General features: G+C 68.3%; 13 protein-coding genes. 5 read left to right on the top strand and 8 right to left on the bottom strand.

The genetic code is table 11. From position 1 onward, the window contains the following. Positions 1–20: 20 nt before the first annotated feature. The 6 genes from QNM97_RS20640 to QNM97_RS20615 are packed head-to-tail and all read right to left on the bottom strand — an operon-like array spanning position 21 to position 7,828. Entirely contained in the window at positions 21–1,373 is a 1,353-nt protein-coding gene (locus QNM97_RS20640) for a lysine N(6)-hydroxylase/L-ornithine N(5)-oxygenase family protein (protein WP_283820104.1), read from the bottom strand. Positions 1,374–1,403: 30 nt separating this feature from the next. Further along, on the bottom strand, positions 1,404–3,053 hold the full coding sequence (locus tag QNM97_RS20635; protein ID WP_208793940.1) for an ABC transporter transmembrane domain-containing protein: 1,650 nt from the start codon (positions 3,051–3,053) through the stop codon (positions 1,404–1,406). Then, positions 3,050–4,882: an ABC transporter ATP-binding protein gene (locus tag QNM97_RS20630; protein ID WP_283820103.1), complete on the bottom strand. Its 1,833-nt coding sequence runs from the start codon at positions 4,880–4,882 to the stop codon at positions 3,050–3,052. The genes QNM97_RS20635 and QNM97_RS20630 overlap by 4 nt, the downstream gene beginning before the upstream one ends. Beyond that, a complete protein-coding gene (locus QNM97_RS20625; RefSeq protein WP_283820102.1) occupies positions 4,879–5,727 on the bottom strand; it encodes an ABC transporter ATP-binding protein in 849 nt (282 codons plus the stop codon). The genes QNM97_RS20630 and QNM97_RS20625 overlap by 4 nt, the downstream gene beginning before the upstream one ends. Continuing rightward, positions 5,724–6,782: a FecCD family ABC transporter permease gene (locus tag QNM97_RS20620; protein WP_283820101.1), complete on the bottom strand. Its 1,059-nt coding sequence runs from the start codon at positions 6,780–6,782 to the stop codon at positions 5,724–5,726. The genes QNM97_RS20625 and QNM97_RS20620 overlap by 4 nt, the downstream gene beginning before the upstream one ends. Continuing rightward, entirely contained in the window at positions 6,779–7,828 is a 1,050-nt protein-coding gene (locus QNM97_RS20615) for a FecCD family ABC transporter permease (RefSeq protein WP_283820100.1), read from the bottom strand. The genes QNM97_RS20620 and QNM97_RS20615 overlap by 4 nt, the downstream gene beginning before the upstream one ends. A gap of 212 nt (positions 7,829–8,040) precedes the next feature. Between QNM97_RS20615 and fgd the strand changes: the two genes are divergently transcribed. Further along, positions 8,041–9,063, top strand: coding sequence for a glucose-6-phosphate dehydrogenase (coenzyme-F420) (gene fgd, locus QNM97_RS20610; protein ID WP_283820099.1), 1,023 nt, complete (start codon positions 8,041–8,043; stop codon positions 9,061–9,063). Between the two features lie 13 nt (positions 9,064–9,076). Here the strand turns inward: fgd and QNM97_RS20605 are convergent, their stop codons facing one another. Beyond that, a complete protein-coding gene (locus tag QNM97_RS20605) occupies positions 9,077–10,030 on the bottom strand; it encodes a LysR family transcriptional regulator (RefSeq protein ID WP_283820098.1) in 954 nt (317 codons plus the stop codon). A 75-nt stretch (positions 10,031–10,105) separates the two neighbouring features. Between QNM97_RS20605 and QNM97_RS20600 the strand changes: the two genes are divergently transcribed. Next, a complete protein-coding gene (locus QNM97_RS20600; protein WP_283820097.1) occupies positions 10,106–11,101 on the top strand; it encodes a DMT family transporter in 996 nt (331 codons plus the stop codon). On the opposite strand, the gene QNM97_RS20595 is transcribed toward QNM97_RS20600, so the two are convergent. Next, entirely contained in the window at positions 11,039–11,647 is a 609-nt protein-coding gene (locus QNM97_RS20595) for a GNAT family N-acetyltransferase (RefSeq protein WP_283820096.1), read from the bottom strand. The genes QNM97_RS20600 and QNM97_RS20595 overlap by 63 nt on opposite strands. 29 nt (positions 11,648–11,676) lie before the next feature. Here QNM97_RS20595 and QNM97_RS20590 point away from each other — a divergent pair, with 29 nt between their 5' ends. The 3 genes from QNM97_RS20590 to QNM97_RS20580 are packed head-to-tail and all read left to right on the top strand — an operon-like array spanning position 11,677 to position 15,694. Further along, the gene (locus tag QNM97_RS20590; RefSeq protein ID WP_283820095.1) at positions 11,677–12,267 is read left to right on the top strand and encodes a TetR/AcrR family transcriptional regulator; all 591 of its coding nucleotides are present in this window, start codon (positions 11,677–11,679) and stop codon (positions 12,265–12,267) included. Positions 12,268–12,296: 29 nt separating this feature from the next. After that, the gene (pta, locus tag QNM97_RS20585) at positions 12,297–14,486 is read left to right on the top strand and encodes a phosphate acetyltransferase (protein ID WP_283820094.1); all 2,190 of its coding nucleotides are present in this window, start codon (positions 12,297–12,299) and stop codon (positions 14,484–14,486) included. Beyond that, a complete protein-coding gene (locus QNM97_RS20580) occupies positions 14,483–15,694 on the top strand; it encodes an acetate kinase (RefSeq protein ID WP_283820093.1) in 1,212 nt (403 codons plus the stop codon). Before pta ends, QNM97_RS20580 begins: the two co-directional genes overlap by 4 nt. Positions 15,695–15,745 lie beyond the last annotated feature (51 nt).

Genomic DNA, 15,745 nt, shown 5'->3' with positions numbered 1-15,745 from the left:
GCCGGGATGGTGGGGTGAGGTCACATGCCCGAGTGCGAGTGGTGCCCGCCCCGCCCCGACGCCGCGAACTCCGATGCGGCCGGTTCGGGCCGCGCCAGTTCGGAGATGATGGCCGAGCGCAGTTCACCGGCCCGGATGGCGATGTTGGACAGCAGGGTGGCCCCGAGGCCGTGGGTGCCCTGGGTGGCCCCCTGAACGAACAGACCCGCGATGCGGGTGCCGTCGACGATCGCCTGGTGGTCGCGGCCCACGACGCACGTGTCGCCGATGGTGCTGATGCCCTCGACGCCGGGTGAGGTGAATCCGGTGGCGCAGACGACGGCATCGACGGTGACGGTGTCGCGGGTGCGATGAATGCGGTCGAACAACTCCACCTGCACGCGTCCCTGATCGGTGAGCGCGGCCCCGGTCACCGCGGTCGATCGTCGCAGGCGCAGACGGCTCTGGCCGGTCACCGACTCGCGGTAGTGGTGATCATGCAGGGTGGTGAGCAATTGCGGCTCGACACACGAGTAATTGGTGTAGCGGTGCCGGTTGAGCAGGTCGGCGCGGACATCCTCGGACGCGGCGTAGAAATCGTCCACCGCGGAGGGATCGAACACCTGGTTGGCGAAGGGGCTGTCGTCGGCGGGGGCGAAGCCGTAACCGTGGAATGTGGAGGTGACGCCTGCGCCTCGGGTGTAGAGAAAGTCGATGGCCTCGGCGGCCGATTGCCCACCGCCGACGACCAGGAACTCCGATCCGGCGATGTCGCTCGGCAGCGCGTCGAGGTGGTCGAGGAAGCGGTGGTTGTGGAACACCCGGCCGCTCTCGGTCAGCTCGGGGCGATCGGCCCACTCCGGCAACCGTTCTCGCAGGCCGAGCGCGACGACGACGGTGCGCGAGAAGTATGTCTCGACCGACCCGTCGTCCAGTGTGGTCACCACGCGAAAGCGTGCTCCCGCCGGGGCGTCGGCGTCGGCGTCGTGGGGATCGACCTGTTCGATCCCGATCACGTTGCGGCCGTAGCGGACATCGGCGGCGACGTGGTCGGCGACCCAGGACAGGTAGTCGGCGAATTCGACCCGTTCGGGGGTGAAGGTCTGCCGGTTGATGAAGCCGGTCAGCCTGTCCTTCTCCACCAGATAGTTGACGAAGGTGAATCTGCTGCGCGGATTGCGTTGGGTGACAAGGTCCTTGAGGAACGAGATCTGCATGTTGGTCCCGGGTAGGAGCATGCCGGGGTGCCAGCCGAACGTGTGGCGACGTTCGAGGAACACCGCGTCGAGCGGTGGAGAGTTCTGGGCTGCGTCGTCGTATTCGCTCATGGCGATCGCGAGCCCGAGGTTTCCGGGTCCGAATCCCACGCCCACCATGTCGCGAGTTGTGGTCATTGGCTTCACTATCACACACCCCTGATTTGGTTAGCCTAGCCTTTGTTTGTCCTCCAAAGATACGACATGGTCGGCCAGCCGGAGAAACGCGGGACTCGCGGCCAGGACGAGAGTGGTCTTTCCCCGCCGCCGTCGGCGGACGGTATCGGCGGCAATCGCCGAGGTCACCGCGTCGACCGCGGAGGTCGGATCCACCAGTACCAGAATGTCGGGATTCGCATGGAGTGCGCGGGCCAGCGCCACACGCTGGCGCTGCCCGCCGGAGAGGTTGCCGCCGCGGTCGGCGACCGGGTGATCGAGCAGGGCCGCGGCGTCGTCGACCAACTCGTCGAGGCCCAATTCGGTGAGGATCTCCGCCGGCTCCGAACCGGGTGCGTAGTGCGTTCCGTCGGGGTGGACGACCGCGCCGAGGCGCCCGCCGAAGATCGCCGGGTGCCGCGCGTCTGCGAGCACCACGCTGCGGAGCCCGGCCGCATCGAGATCGCGGAGTTCCATGCCGCGCACCGAGATCGACGGTGCATCGTGGTGTGCATCGGGTCCCGCGGCGAGAGCGGTGGCGACCCGTGCCGCCTGATCGGTGGTGCAGTCGACCGCCACGAGTGCGCCTGCGGTCACCGCGATCTCGGTGGTGTCCACCTGCAGGAGGAGATCGGGATGCGTAGTGCGGTCGGCCGCGTCCGACGGCGCCGTGGCGGTCACCGCGGCACCGCCGTCGCCGGTGCGCCCCGAAGCCAGCAGCACCACCCGGCGCGCCGAACCCCGTGCCAGCGCGGCAAAGCGGGGCATCCGGCTCAGCTGCCCGAGGGGCTCGGCGATGAACTGGCTGAGTCCGACCACCGCGACCAGATCGCCGATGGAGATGTCACCGGAGAATGCGCGGACGCCGGCCAGCGTGCCGACCACGCCGACGAGAAGGGCCGCTGCGCCAGCCGAAATGCCCTCGTACACACCGGAGATCCGGGCCAGGTGTTCGGCATGGCGACGCGTCGTGGCCGACAGTGCACGATAGCGGTGATATGCCGGACCGCGCCCGGCGAAGCCGCTCAGCGGCCGCAGTCCGCGCAACAGATCGGCCACCGCGCCGGTCGCCCGGGCGATGAGCTCCTGCTGTTCCTCGGTACGGTGGGTAACCTTGCGCGACAACAGGTTCAGTGCGGCCAGCAACACCACCGTACTGACCAGGGCGACGCTGCCCAGCAGCGGATCGATCACCGTCAGCACCACGGCACCGGCCAGCACGCCGACCGCCGAGGAGATGGTCACCGGGATCACCTCGATGATGTCGGAGGCCTGCGCGGTGTCCTCGGCGATCACCGTGACGTACTCGTCTCGCGACAGTGGCGAATCGTTGTCGCGCGCGGTGATCACCTTGGCGGACAACATCGCCCGCAGGTGGCGCACGTGTCCGGCATTGGCCCGCTGCAGCCCGCGATAGGCGGTGCGCCACGACACCGACACACACGTGATGACCGCGCCGAGAGCCGCGATCGAGATCACCGGTGCCCACCAGCTACCCGAGGTCATCGCACGATCGATGATGACACCGAGCAGGACCGGCACCGCCGCCTCGGCGGCCTGATACACGCACAGCAGTACCGAGCCCACCACCACCGCGCCGCGATTGCGTCGGACGGCATCACGAAGCAGGGCGACCGCGGCACGGTCGGGTGTCCGGCTCATCGGGCGCCGTCCTCTCGAATCCCATCGTGCTCGGTCGCGCTCGACCACACGCGCCACAGCGCGGCGTACCGGCCGTCGGCGTCGAGGAGTTCTCGGTGGGTGCCGTATTCCACCACCCGGCCGCCGTCGATGACGGCGACCGCATCGGCCGCCGCCGACTGGCTGAGGCGGTGGGCCACGATCAACGCGGTACGTCCGCGGGTGACGGCCGCCGCCGCGGCCTCGAGCCGCGCCGCGCCGCGCGAACCGGCCTCCGCGGTCGACTCGTCGAGAACCACCACCGGGGTGTCCCGCAACAACAGCCGTGCCAACGCGATCTGCTGGGCGCGCATCGGGTCGAGCGCGAGGCCGCCGGAGCCGATACGGGTGTCGAGGGCCTCGTCGAGGTCGCGGACCCAGTGATCGGCGCCCACCTCGGCCAGCGCCGACCACAACTGCTCGTCGTCGGCGTCCGGGCGTGCCAGACGCAGATCGTCGCCGAGGGTCCCGGCGAACACGTGGGTCTCCTGCGTCGCCACGCTCGTGAACGCGCGGATCCGGTCCTCGCCGAGACCGGAGATCGGCACATCGTTGTAGCGGATCGCATCCGGCGGCGCGCCGATCGGGGTGAGCACCCCCGCGGTCAGCGAGGCGATGGTGGTCTTACCGGCGCCCGACGCGCCGACCAGCGCGAGACTGGTGCCGGCCGGGATCGTCAGATCGACGTCGTCGACGGCCGGGGCGCCGTTCGCGTGATAGTGGTGTCGCAGCCCGCGCACCACGATCTCCACCGGCCCCGGCTCGGCGGGCGGCAGATGCGGCCGGGTTCCCGGAGCGAGGGTGTCGATCACCCCGACGACCCGGGTCATCGCCGCCCCCGACCGCTGTGCCTCGTCGAAGAAGGTCAGGATGGCGCCGATCGGATTGAAGAGCCGATGAAAGAGCAGGGTGGCCGCGGCCACCTGGCCGAGGCTGACGTCACCGGCGCGCAGCAGCAGCCACCCGACGACGATGATCAGTGAGAGACCGACGAATTCGGCACGGTTCTCGCGTGAGACGAACCGTTCGAGTACCCCGAACACCGAGACGGAGATGTCGCGTACCGAGCGGGCCGAGGAGTCGATCCGGTCGCGGGTGGCGGTCTCGAGACCATAGGCACGGACTGTTGTCAGCCCGTCGATACCTCCGACGAGGCGGTCGATGTGATCGGCCTCGGCGGTGCGGAGCTCACGATACTTCGGCGAGGACCGGGGCAGATACCAGCGCATGGCCGCGACATAGGCCGGTGCGGCGCCCAGGCCGGCCAGCGCCAAGCGCCAGTCGAGGGTGAACAACCCCGCCACCGAGACCGCGATGAGTACCGACGAGCTGAAGATCGCCGGGATCGCGGTGCGCGAGCCCGCGACGAGAACTGCGATGTCGGCGCCGACCCGTGACAGCGCGTCACCGTGTCCGGCCCGTTCGATCCGGGTGACCGGCAGACACAGCACCGCGGCCACCACCCGCTCGCGCATCGTCGCCAGCAGGCGCGCGATCAGGGTGGCGAGCAACGTCTCCGACAGCGCGGTGAACACGGCGGTCACCACGGCGGCGATCACCACCGCGATCCCGACGTCGACGAGGATTCCGCGGTCGTTGCCCGCCCGGACCGCGTCGACGATCGAACCGAGCGCGAGCACCGCGACCAGCGAGGCTCCCGCGCCGATGACGGAGGTGAGTGTCACCCCGATGCTCAACGGCAGATGCCGGCGCAACTCGGCGCCGAGGTAGGCCATCACCTCTCGCGGTGTCGCGATCGGCAGCAGCGTGGATGTGTCGGACTCGTGGTGTTCCGGCAACGACTGCGTCATTCGGTGCGGCCCCGTGATTCTGAGCGGCCCCCCGCCACGATGTCGGTGCACCGCTCGCCGACGGGTACCACCAGCGGACGCGACGACACCGGATCGGCGATGACGCGGCTGCGCAGACCGAACACCTCCCACAGCATCTCTTCGGTGATCACGTCCTGCGGTGCGCCCTGGGTGATCACCGCGCCGTCGCGCATCACCACCAGTTCGTCGCTGTAGCGGCAGGCCAGCGCCAGATCGTGCAGCACCATCACCACCGTCCGCCGCTGCTCGGTGTGCAGGACGTCGATGAGGTCGAGGACCTCGAGGCTGCGGGACAGATCCAGGAACGTCGTCGGCTCGTCGAGGAGCAGCGTGTCGGTCTGTTGGGCGAGCACCATCGCGATCCACACGCGCTGCCGCTGTCCGCCGGACAGGGAATCGACGGTGCGGTCGGCCAGGTCGGCCACGCCGGTCTGGGCGAGAGCCGCGTGCACCACGTCGCCGTCGCCGGCCGACCACTGGCGCAACCAGCTCTGGTGGGGATGGCGGCCGAGGGCGACGAGGTCGGCTACCAGGATTCCCTCCGGTGCGATCGGGCTCTGCGGCAGCACCGCCATCGCGGTGGCGAGTTCTCGCGTCGAGAGATCACCGAGCGCGCGTCCGTCGATCTCCACGCGACCCGACGAGATCGGGATCAGCCTCGAAAGTGCTTTGAGCAAAGTCGATTTGCCGCAGCCGTTGGGGCCGATGATGCAGGTCAACCGCCCGCGCGGGATGGTCAGGTCCAGGTTGGTGATCACCGGCGTGCCGCGGTAGCCGACGCTGATTCCGCGGGCGGCCAGGGCCTCGGTGGTGGGCGCACTCATACGGTCACCTTTCGATTCACGCGAATGAGAAGGACGAGCAGGAACGGCGCACCGAGGGCGGAGGTCACGATGCCGACCGGAGCCGATCCCAGGACGTAGCGAGCGAGGAGGTCGGCGTAGAGGACGAGCGCGGCTGCGACGAGCGCGCTGCCGATCACCGGCGGTGTGGGGCTGCGGTAGAGGAGCCGGGCCAGTTGCGGTGCGGCCAGCGCGACGAAGGTGATGGGTCCGGCCGCGGCAACCGTCGCCGCGGTCATCACCACAGCCGGGATCCACAGCAACAACAGGGTGGTGCGGATCGGTACACCGAGCGCGCGGGAGACGGCGTCGCCGAGATGGGTGACCCGAAAATCGAACGCCGCCAATGCGATCAACGACATCCCGACGCCGATGGTGATCCACAGTGGGACGACCTGTCCCCAGGTACGGGCCTCCAGTGAGCCGGTCAGCCACGACACGACGTCGGCGGCCTGCGCCAGACGCGACTGCACCAGCATCAGCGAGATGACGGCGGTGGCCAGGGCATTGACCCCCACCCCGATGAGCACCAACCGCATCGATTCCAGGCCGCCCCGGTAGGCCAGCGCGGTGATGACGACGGACACCAGGATGCCGCCGAGGAACGCGGCCCCGAGTGTTCCGATGGTGACCCCGCCGATCACCAGGCCCGCGGGCAGTAGCACGAGCATGGTGACGGCGGCCGCCGAGGCGCCCATCGAGACGCCCAGCAAATCGGGGCTGGCCAACGGATTCCGGGCCAGTGACTGCGTGATCGCACCGGCCGCACCGAGCGCCACACCCACGCCGAGACCGACCAGCACCCGCGGCATCCGCCAGTCGAGCACCGTCACCCGGTCGATGCGATCGCCGCCGCCGACCACGACCTGCGCGACGTCGGCCAGCGGGATGAAATAGGGTCCCGACGCCAATTCGACGAGGGCGGCGATGACCACGATCGCCGCCAGCAGCAGCGTCAGCAGCACCCCTCGGCGCTTGATACGCATGCGCGGTAGCGGCCAGACGAGTTCGTCGGGGCGGGGAAGAGTGGCCGTCATGTCTGCACCATCCGGCGACGGACCAGATAGATGTAGACCGGCACGCCGATGAACGCGAGGATCACCCCGACCTGGACCTCGGCGGGACGCATGACCACCCGGCCGATGACGTCGGCGACGAGCATCAGCGCGGCACCGGCGGGCATACACGCCACGAGTAGCCAGCGATGGTCGGGTCCGGTGAAATGCCGCACGATATGCGGCACCACCAGCCCGAGGAAGGCGATCGGTCCGGCTGCCGCGGTGCCCGCGGCGGCCAGCAGGGTCAGGGCGAGAAAGCATGCGCCGCGGATCATTCCGACCCGGACGCCGAGGGCGGTGGCCAGTTCCGGACCTGCGGCGAGCACGTTGAGCGACGGGCCGCATGCCAGGGCCACGACCACGCCGACGATCATCAGCGGCGCGACACCGGCGAGGATGCCGAGGTCGCGTTCCACCAGCGAGCCGGCACTCCAGAAGCGGTACTGGTTGAGGCTGGCCTGATCGTTCAGGATCACCGCCGTCGTCCCGGCGATGAAGAATGCCGAGCACGCCGCACCGGCGAGGATCAGTGACAGCGGGTTGGCGCCTCCGCCTCCGAGGGAAGCCACCCCGAAGACCAGGGCGGCCGCGATGATCGCGCCGGCGACGGCGAACCACACGTAGGCCGACACGCTCTGCAGGCCGAAGAGGAAGACCGCGAGCACGGAGAAGAATGCGGCGCCGCCGGAGATGCCGAGGACTCCCGGATCGCCGAGCGGGTTGCCGGTCAGGCCCTGCACGAGCGCACCGGACAGGGCGATCGCCGCACCGACCGCGATGGCCATCAGTGTGCGGGGAATTCGCTGATCCCACACGATGATCCCGATGTCGCCGCCATGGCCCCGACCCGCGGTCAGGGCGTCGATCACCTGGGCCGGGTCGGTCCAGCGCGTGCCGATCCACATCGACAGCACCGCGCCCACCAGCATCAGGACGACCGCGACCGACACGGTGAGCACACGGCGCCGGGTTGCGGTCGTCGTCGATGGGGGTGTCGACGGGGGTACTGCCGCCGTTGCCGTCATCGTCACCACCTCTCCCGGTGCACTCGGTGCCGCTTTCGCCGGATCCGCAGCGAGTCTATATGGAGCCTTACCTAAGTCCCTCCGCCGCCGGTGGTCCCTGGCCGCCGGTGGCGGAGGCTGCACTGACAGACGATCGATTCCATGAGTAGGTTGGAACACTGAGTGTTCGTTCGGTTCGTGGCCGCCGATGTGGCCGGCAGTGAGGTGGAGTCATGGCACAGGAACTCAAGCTCGGACTGAAGGCGTCGGCGGAGCAGTTCGATCCCCGGGAATTGGTGGAGATCGCGGTCGCCGCCGAGGAGCACGGGATGGACTCGGTCGCGGTGAGCGACCACTTCCAGCCGTGGCGCCACAACGGCGGGCATGCTCCGTTCTCACTGGCGTGGATGGCCGCGGTCGGCGAACGCACCAAGCGGGTCCAGATCGGTACCTCGGTGATGACACCGACGTTTCGCTACAACCCGGCGGTCATCGCCCAGGCGTTCGCGTCGATGGGCTGCATGTACCCGGGTCGCATCATGCTCGGCGTGGGCACCGGTGAGGCGCTCAACGAGTACGCGACCGGATTCCAGGGGGAGTGGCCGGAGTTCAAGGAGCGCTTCGCGCGACTGCGCGAGGCCATCGCCCTGATGCGTCAACTGTGGACCGGTGACCAGGTCGACTTCGACGGCGATTTTTACCACACCCAGGGTGCGTACATGTATGACGTTCCCGAACAACCGATTCCGGTGTACGTGGCGGCCGGTGGGCCGGTCGTCGCGCGCTACGCCGGACGGGCCGGCGACGGGTTCATCTGCACCTCCGGCAAGGGCGCAGAACTCTATACCGAGAAGCTGATCCCGGCGGTCAAGGAGGGCGCGGAGAAGGCCGAGCGCGACTTCGCCAAGATCGACCGGATGATCGAGATCAAGATCTCCTACGATCCCGATCCGCAACTGGCGCTGGAGAACTGCCGATTCTGGGCTCCGCTGTCGCTGACCGCGGAACAGAAGCACAGTGTCAACTCGTCGACGGAGATGGAGCGGTTGGCCGACGAACTGCCGATCGAGCAGGTCGCCAAGCGCTGGATCGTCGCCTCCGACCCCGACGAGGCCGTCGAGAAGGTCAAGTTCTACACCGACGCCGGCCTCAACCACCTGGTGTTCCACGCGCCCGGCCACGATCAGCGGCGGTTCCTGGCGAACTTCGAGAAGGATCTCGCGCCGCGGTTGCGCAAACTGGCTGTCGCCGACTAGGTTTCGCGGTTCGTCAGACGTCGGCGGGTGCCAGTGACGAGGGCTGCACCGTCGGATGCGTGCGGTGCACCTGCTCGTAGAGCAGGCCGATGACGCGCTCGGCCACCGGATTCTGCCGCGCCCGATGATGGCGGCGCAACGCCAGTGCCCGCCGCGGGGTGGGCTCGGCGATCGCCACGGTGCGCACGCCCGCAGGGAGGTCGATCACCGCCAATGCCGGCACCACGGTCAGCCCGACACCGGCGGCGACGAAGCGCATGGCCGTGCCGTAGTCGTGGGTCTCGACCCGAAAGTTCGGGGTGAAACCCGCAGCGGCACAAGCTTTCAGCAGGCCTTCGCGACACGGTCCGCGTGCCACGTCGTTGTCGATCCAGGCGTCGTCGGCGAGTTCGCGTAGGGTCACCCGGTCGCGACCGGCGTATGCCGAGCCTTCGCCGACGACCACCAGATAGTCCTCGGTCACCAGCGGTACGGAGTCGAAGCCGGGAACCGGGGTGACGATCGGTGCGCGGCGCAGGGCGCTCTCCGGGCTCTCCACGTAGATCTCGATGTCGGGTGCGCTCGCCTCGGGATCGGCCAGTTCGATCAGCCGGAGATCGAGTCGGGTGTCCGGGAACTCGCGACCGATGGTCGCGATGACCTCCGGCATCCACGCGGCGCCCGCGGACGCGAAGTAGGCGACGCGCAGGGTGCCGGCGTTGCCGTGCCGCAGATCGGCGACCAGACCGTCGAGGCGTGCGAGACCATCGAAGACCGCCGAGGACTCGGCGGCCAGCGTGGTTCCGGCATCGGTCGGGACGATTCCCCGCCCGACCCGTTCGATCAGCGTGAGTCCGGTCTCGCGCTGGAGCCCGGCGATGTGCTGGCTGACCGCGGACGGGGTGTACCCGAGGGCGGCGGCGGCGCCGCCGATCGACCCCTCGGCGACCACGGCGCGGAAGATGCGGAGGCGATGCGGATCGATCATGCCCACGACCATACAGTCACACTGATGGGTCATTGTAGAAATATGAAATTGTGCTGAAGTCTCCAATGGTCGACGATGAGACACATGACCCTCGGATCGCGCACCCTGAATCTCCCGGCGCTGGCCGCACTGACCACGGTCACGCTGTGGGCACTGTCGTTCATCGCGATCCGTTCGGCCGGGCACGCATTCTCGCCCGGCGTGCTCGCGCTCGGGCGGTTGGCCGTCGCGGTGGCCGCCCTCGCGGTGATCGTCGCCATCGCCGGCATGAAGACCCGACGAGGCGCTCGACGCTCGGCGTTCCGCCCGCCGCGCGGCCGGGCCCTGGTACTCGTGCTGGCCTACGGGGTGGCCTGGTTCGGCGTCTACAGCGTGGTGCTCAACTGGGCCGAACGCCACATCGACGCCGGGACCGCCTCGCTGCTGGTGAACTTCGCCCCGATCCTCGTCGCGGTCTTCGCGGGACTCTTTCTCGGCGAAGGGTTCTCCACCCAGTTGAGCGTCGGGATCGCCATCGCCTTCGCCGGCGTCGTACTCATCACGTTCGGCGGCGGGGGAGCGCACGCCGACTGGCTCGGCGTCGGGCTGGGTCTGCTCGCCGCGGTCCTCTACGCCACCGGCGTGCTGTTGCAGAAGGTGGCGCTGGCCACCGTCGACGCCCTGACCGCGACCTTCTGGGGCGCGGTCGCCGGTCTGGTGGTCACCCTGCCGTTCGTGCCCGCCGCGATCGGTGAGGTTTCCTCGGCCTCGGCCGCCGACCTCGCCTGGATGGTGTTCCTCGGCGTCGGACCCACCGCGATCGCGTTCACCACCTGGGCGTATGCCCTCTCGCGCACCGACGCCGGCGCGATGGCCGCGACCACCCTCGTCGTTCCGGCCCTGGTCATCGTCCTGTCGTGGCTGCTGCTCTCGGAGATCCCGACACCACTGCGCATCGTCGGCGGAGTGCTGTGCCTGTTCGGGGTGGCACTCACCCGCGGCCTCATCAAGGTGCCCGGCGGCGGGCGATCAGTCGTCGGCGGGCGCCCGATCGTCGAGCGTGAGCTGGAGGAATGCGAGGTCAAGCCATGACCCGAACTTCGTCCCGACCTCGGTGAGCAACCCCACCCGGGAGAAACCGAGCCGTTCGTGCAGCCGGATCGACCCGGTGTTGGCGGCGTCGATACCGGCGACGATCACATGTACCCGATTCTCGCGGGCGCGGGTGATCAGCGCATCCATCAACAGGCTTCCGATACCGCGTCCCTGCTGTCCCTCGCGGACATAGACCGAGTGTTCGACGGTGTGGCGGTAGCCGTCGTGCGGGCGGTACGGACCGTAGGTCGCGTAGCCCAGGACATGTGCTGCCGCCGGATTATCGGCGGAGTCCGCGACATCATCGTCCACGGCGACGAGCACGGGGAAGCCGGCGGTCTGCCGCCCGGTGAGCCACTCGCGGCGGTTGTCGGCGTCGACGAGCTGGTCGTTCCAGATCGCGGTGGTGTGCTCGACGGCGTGGTTGTAGATGACGGTGATGCCGTCGACGTCGCCGGGTTCGGCGTCGCGGATGTGCATGGCGGCCCCCGATGCTCGATAGGTGTGGACGAGGCGATTCTCACCGATGCGGGCGCTCCACATCGACGCGGGGTCTTCGATAAGTTCTTCAGGTGGATCGCGATCGGATGGTGGAGGTGGGAGTCGGACTCGTGTCGCGTTTCGGCGCGAAGACGCTGAGTCTGACCTCGGTGGCCCGGCACGCCGGGGTGGCACGGGCGACCGCCTACCGCATGTTCGGTGGCCGCGACGCGCTGGTCGCCGCGATCGTCGACCGCGAGGTCGCCCAGTTGCGCGTGCAGTTGCGCGAGTGGGCGGCGACCGAATCCGATGCCGCGGGCAAGGTGCGCGCCCAGATCCGTCACGTGCTGCCCTACATCCGTGAGCACGAGGCCCTGCAATATGTGCTGCGTCACGAACCCGAGGAGATCGTGCGGGCGTTGATCAGCACCACCGACTCCGAGGGGCCATCGCTGGTTGCCCGGATCGTCGACGAGGCGCTACCCGACATGGCGCCCGAGATCGGTCAACACCTGGTGCCCGACGCCCGTGGGGCAGCCGAGTTCCTGGTGCGCGTGATCTATTCGGTGATGCTGGTTCCCGACAGCTCGTTGTCCGACGAGCAGATCGCCGACCTGGTGGTCCGGGCGATCGTCAGCGATGAGCCCGACGAAGCGCCGGCCACCGATCGGCCGGCCGACTGAGGTCGAGCAGAACCACTAGGGTTACGGCCATGGGTGCAGAGACGACCACCGCCACCGACGAGGACGGATCGAACGACCGGGCGGTGGTGTCGGGCCCGGTGGTGTCGAGCCCGGAGGTGTCGGGCCCGGAGGTTTCCACCAAGGTCTACATCGCCTCGGCCGAGGGCGACACAGGGAAGTCGACCGTCGCGCTCGGCGTGCTGTCTCTACTGAGTGCGACCGGCGGTCGGGTAGGGGTGTTCCGGCCGATCTCGCGGGCCGGCGCCGGCGAGCCTGACTACCTCGTCGAGATGCTCATCGAGCATGCCTCGGCCGACATCGACTACGACGACTGCATCGGCGTCACCTATGACCAGGTACACGCCGCACCCGACGGCGCGATCGCCGAGATCGTGGCCCGGTTCCACGCGGTGGAGGCGCTCTGCGATGCGGTGGTGATCATCGGCTCGGACTACACCGATGTCGGCAACCCGTCCGAACTCGCCTACAATGCGCGCGTCGCCGCCAACCTCTCGGCGCCGATCATCTTGGCGCTCAACGCGTCCGGACGTACGCCGGTGGAGGTGCGCGAAACCGCCGAGCATCTACTCGCCGACATCGCCGCCATCCACGCCACCACGGCCGCCGTGATCGCGAATCGGTGTGACCCCGAACAGATGTCGGCGGTGGCGGCCGAGCTGTCGAGGATCTCGGTGCCCACGTGGTGTCTGCCGGAGCAGCCGGTGCTCTTCGCACCGACGATGGCCGAACTCAAGGATTCGTTGCGGGCGAGTCTGTACAGCGGCGACCCGGAGCTCCTCGACCGCGAAGCGCTCAAGGTGATGGTCGGCGGGATGACCGTCGAGCACATCCTGGAACGGCTGTCCGAAGGTACCGTGGTCATCGCCCCCGCCGACCGCTCGGACGTCCTGCTTGCGCTGGTCAATGCGAATGCGGCACAAGGATTCCCGCGGCTGTCGGGCATCATCCTCAATGGCGGGATGCGACCGCACCCGATGATCGACGCGCTCGTCGACGGTCTGCAGTCGACGCTGCCGATCATCATGTGCGAGCAGGGGACCTACGAGACCGCCCGCACCGCGGCCAACACCCGCGGCCGCGTCGCCGTCGGGTCGGCGCGCAAGATCGAGGCGGCACTGGGTCTGATGGAGACCCACATCGATCCCGAGGCGATGATGAAGGTACTCAAGGTGCCGACCCCCGCGATCATGACGCCGCAGATGTTCGAGTACGGGCTGATCGTGCGGGCCCGCGCCGACCGCCGGTGCATCGTGCTGCCCGAGGGCGACGACGACCGAATCCTGCGCGCGGCAGGGCGATTGCTTCGTCGTGGGGTGGTGTCGCTGATCATTCTCGGCGACGAGACGGCCGTACCGCGCCGCGCCCACGAGCTCGGGGTGGATCTCGACGGTGTGCAGGTCATCGACCCCGCGACCTCACCGCTCACCGACGAGTTCGCGCAGATCTATGCGGAGTTGCGTAAGAACAAGGGTGTCGACTTCGAGCAGGCGCAGGAACGGATGCGTGACGTCTCGTACTTCGGGACGATGCTGGTCTACACCGGGCGTGCCGACGGTATGGTCTCGGGCGCCGCCCACACCACCGCACACACCATCCGGCCCGCATTCGAGGTAATCAAGACGACGCCGGGGGTCTCGACGGTCTCGAGCGTGTTCTTCATGTGTCTGGCCGACAAGGTGCTCGCCTACGGTGACTGCGCGATCGTGCCCGACCCCACCGCCGAGCAGCTCGCCGACATCGCGATCTCCTCGGCGGCAACGGCTTCCGGATTCGGCATCGAGCCGCGGGTGGCCATGCTCTCGTATTCGACGGGCAGTTCGGGAACCGGCGCCGACGTCGACAAGGTGCGCGTGGCCACCGATCTGGTCCGCGAACGTGCCCCACAGTTGTTGGTGGAAGGCCCGATTCAGTACGACGCCGCCGTCGAACCGTCGGTGGCGGCGACCAAGATGCCCGACTCGCCGGTCGCCGGGCGCGCGACGGTGCTCATCTTCCCCGACCTGAATACCGGTAACAACACCTACAAGGCCGTCCAGCGCAGCGCCGGAGCGGTCGCCATCGGGCCGGTGCTGCAAGGCATTCGGCGGCCGATCAACGATCTGTCCCGCGGCGCGCTGGTCGACGACATCGTCAACACCGTCGCGATCACCGCGATCCAGGCGCAGAACATGGCGACAACGAGGCGGCGAGAAGCATGAGCGACCACATCGCCGGGGCGGTCCTGGTTCTCAACGCGGGCTCATCGTCACTGAAATATCAACTGGTACACCCCGATACCGAGGTCGTGGTGGCCGAGGGGATCGCCGAACGGATCGGCGACCACGACGGTTCGATTACCCATGAGCAAGGCGGCGAGAAGACCACCGAGACGCTCGAACTCCCGGATCACCTCGCCGCCATCCGGCGAGTGCGAGAGCTGTTCGCCTCGGGCGGTATCGATCTCGCCAGTGCAGGACTCTCGGCGGTGGGGCATCGGGTGGTACACGGTGGACGCACCTTCTACCACCCGACACTCATCGACGACCACGTCATCAGTGAGATCAGCCGTATCTCCTCGCTGGCACCCCTGCACAATCCGGCCAACCTGACCGGGATCGAGGCGGCCCGCGAAATGCTGCCCGACGTGCCGTCGGTCGCGGTCTTCGACACCGCGTTCTTTCACGGACTACCCGAGGCGGCGGCGACCTACGCCATCGATCGCGGTGTGGCCAAGCTGCATGCCATCCGCCGCTACGGGTTTCACGGGACCAGCCACCAGTATGTGTCCGGGCAGGTGCCGCCGCTGCTGGGCAAGGACCCGTCCGAGGTGCATCAGATCGTGCTGCATCTGGGCAACGGTGCGTCGGCGTCGGCGATACGTGGTGGCGACCCCATCGACACCAGTATGGGGATGACGCCTCTCGAAGGACTCGTGATGGGTACCCGCAGCGGCGACATCGATCCCGGCGTCGTGCTCCATCTCCATCGGGTCGTCAAGCTCGACGCCGACCAGATCGATGCCCTCCTCAACAAGAACTCCGGTCTCAAAGGGCTTTGCGGTGACAACGACTTCCGGTCGGTCACCGAGCGCATCGAACGTGGCGACGAGGCCGCGAAACTCGCCTACGACGTCTACATTCACCGGCTCCGCCGCTACATCGGTTCGTACATGATCGATCTGGGTCGGGTGGATGCGATCACCTTCACCGCGGGTGTCGGGGAGAACGCTGCGGGCGTCCGCGCCGATGCGCTTGCCGGGCTGGAGAACTACGGCATCGTCATCGATCCCGACCGCAACGCGGAGCGAAGCAGGACGGCGCGACGGATCTCCACCGACGACAGTGCGGTCGCGGTGCTGGTGGTCCCGACGAATGAGGAGCTAGCGATCGCCCGGCAGGCGGCCGAGGTGGTCGGGGAAAGCGCCTGAGCAAACTTACAAGCACTCTGGACTGTTTTTGATTTTGCGGCTACGATCGCC

Source organism: Gordonia sp. L191 (assembly GCF_030077625.1).
In the GTDB taxonomy this organism is placed as follows: domain Bacteria; phylum Actinomycetota; class Actinomycetes; order Mycobacteriales; family Mycobacteriaceae; genus Gordonia; species Gordonia polyisoprenivorans_A.
This window is presented reverse-complemented; position numbering and strand designations above follow the sequence as displayed.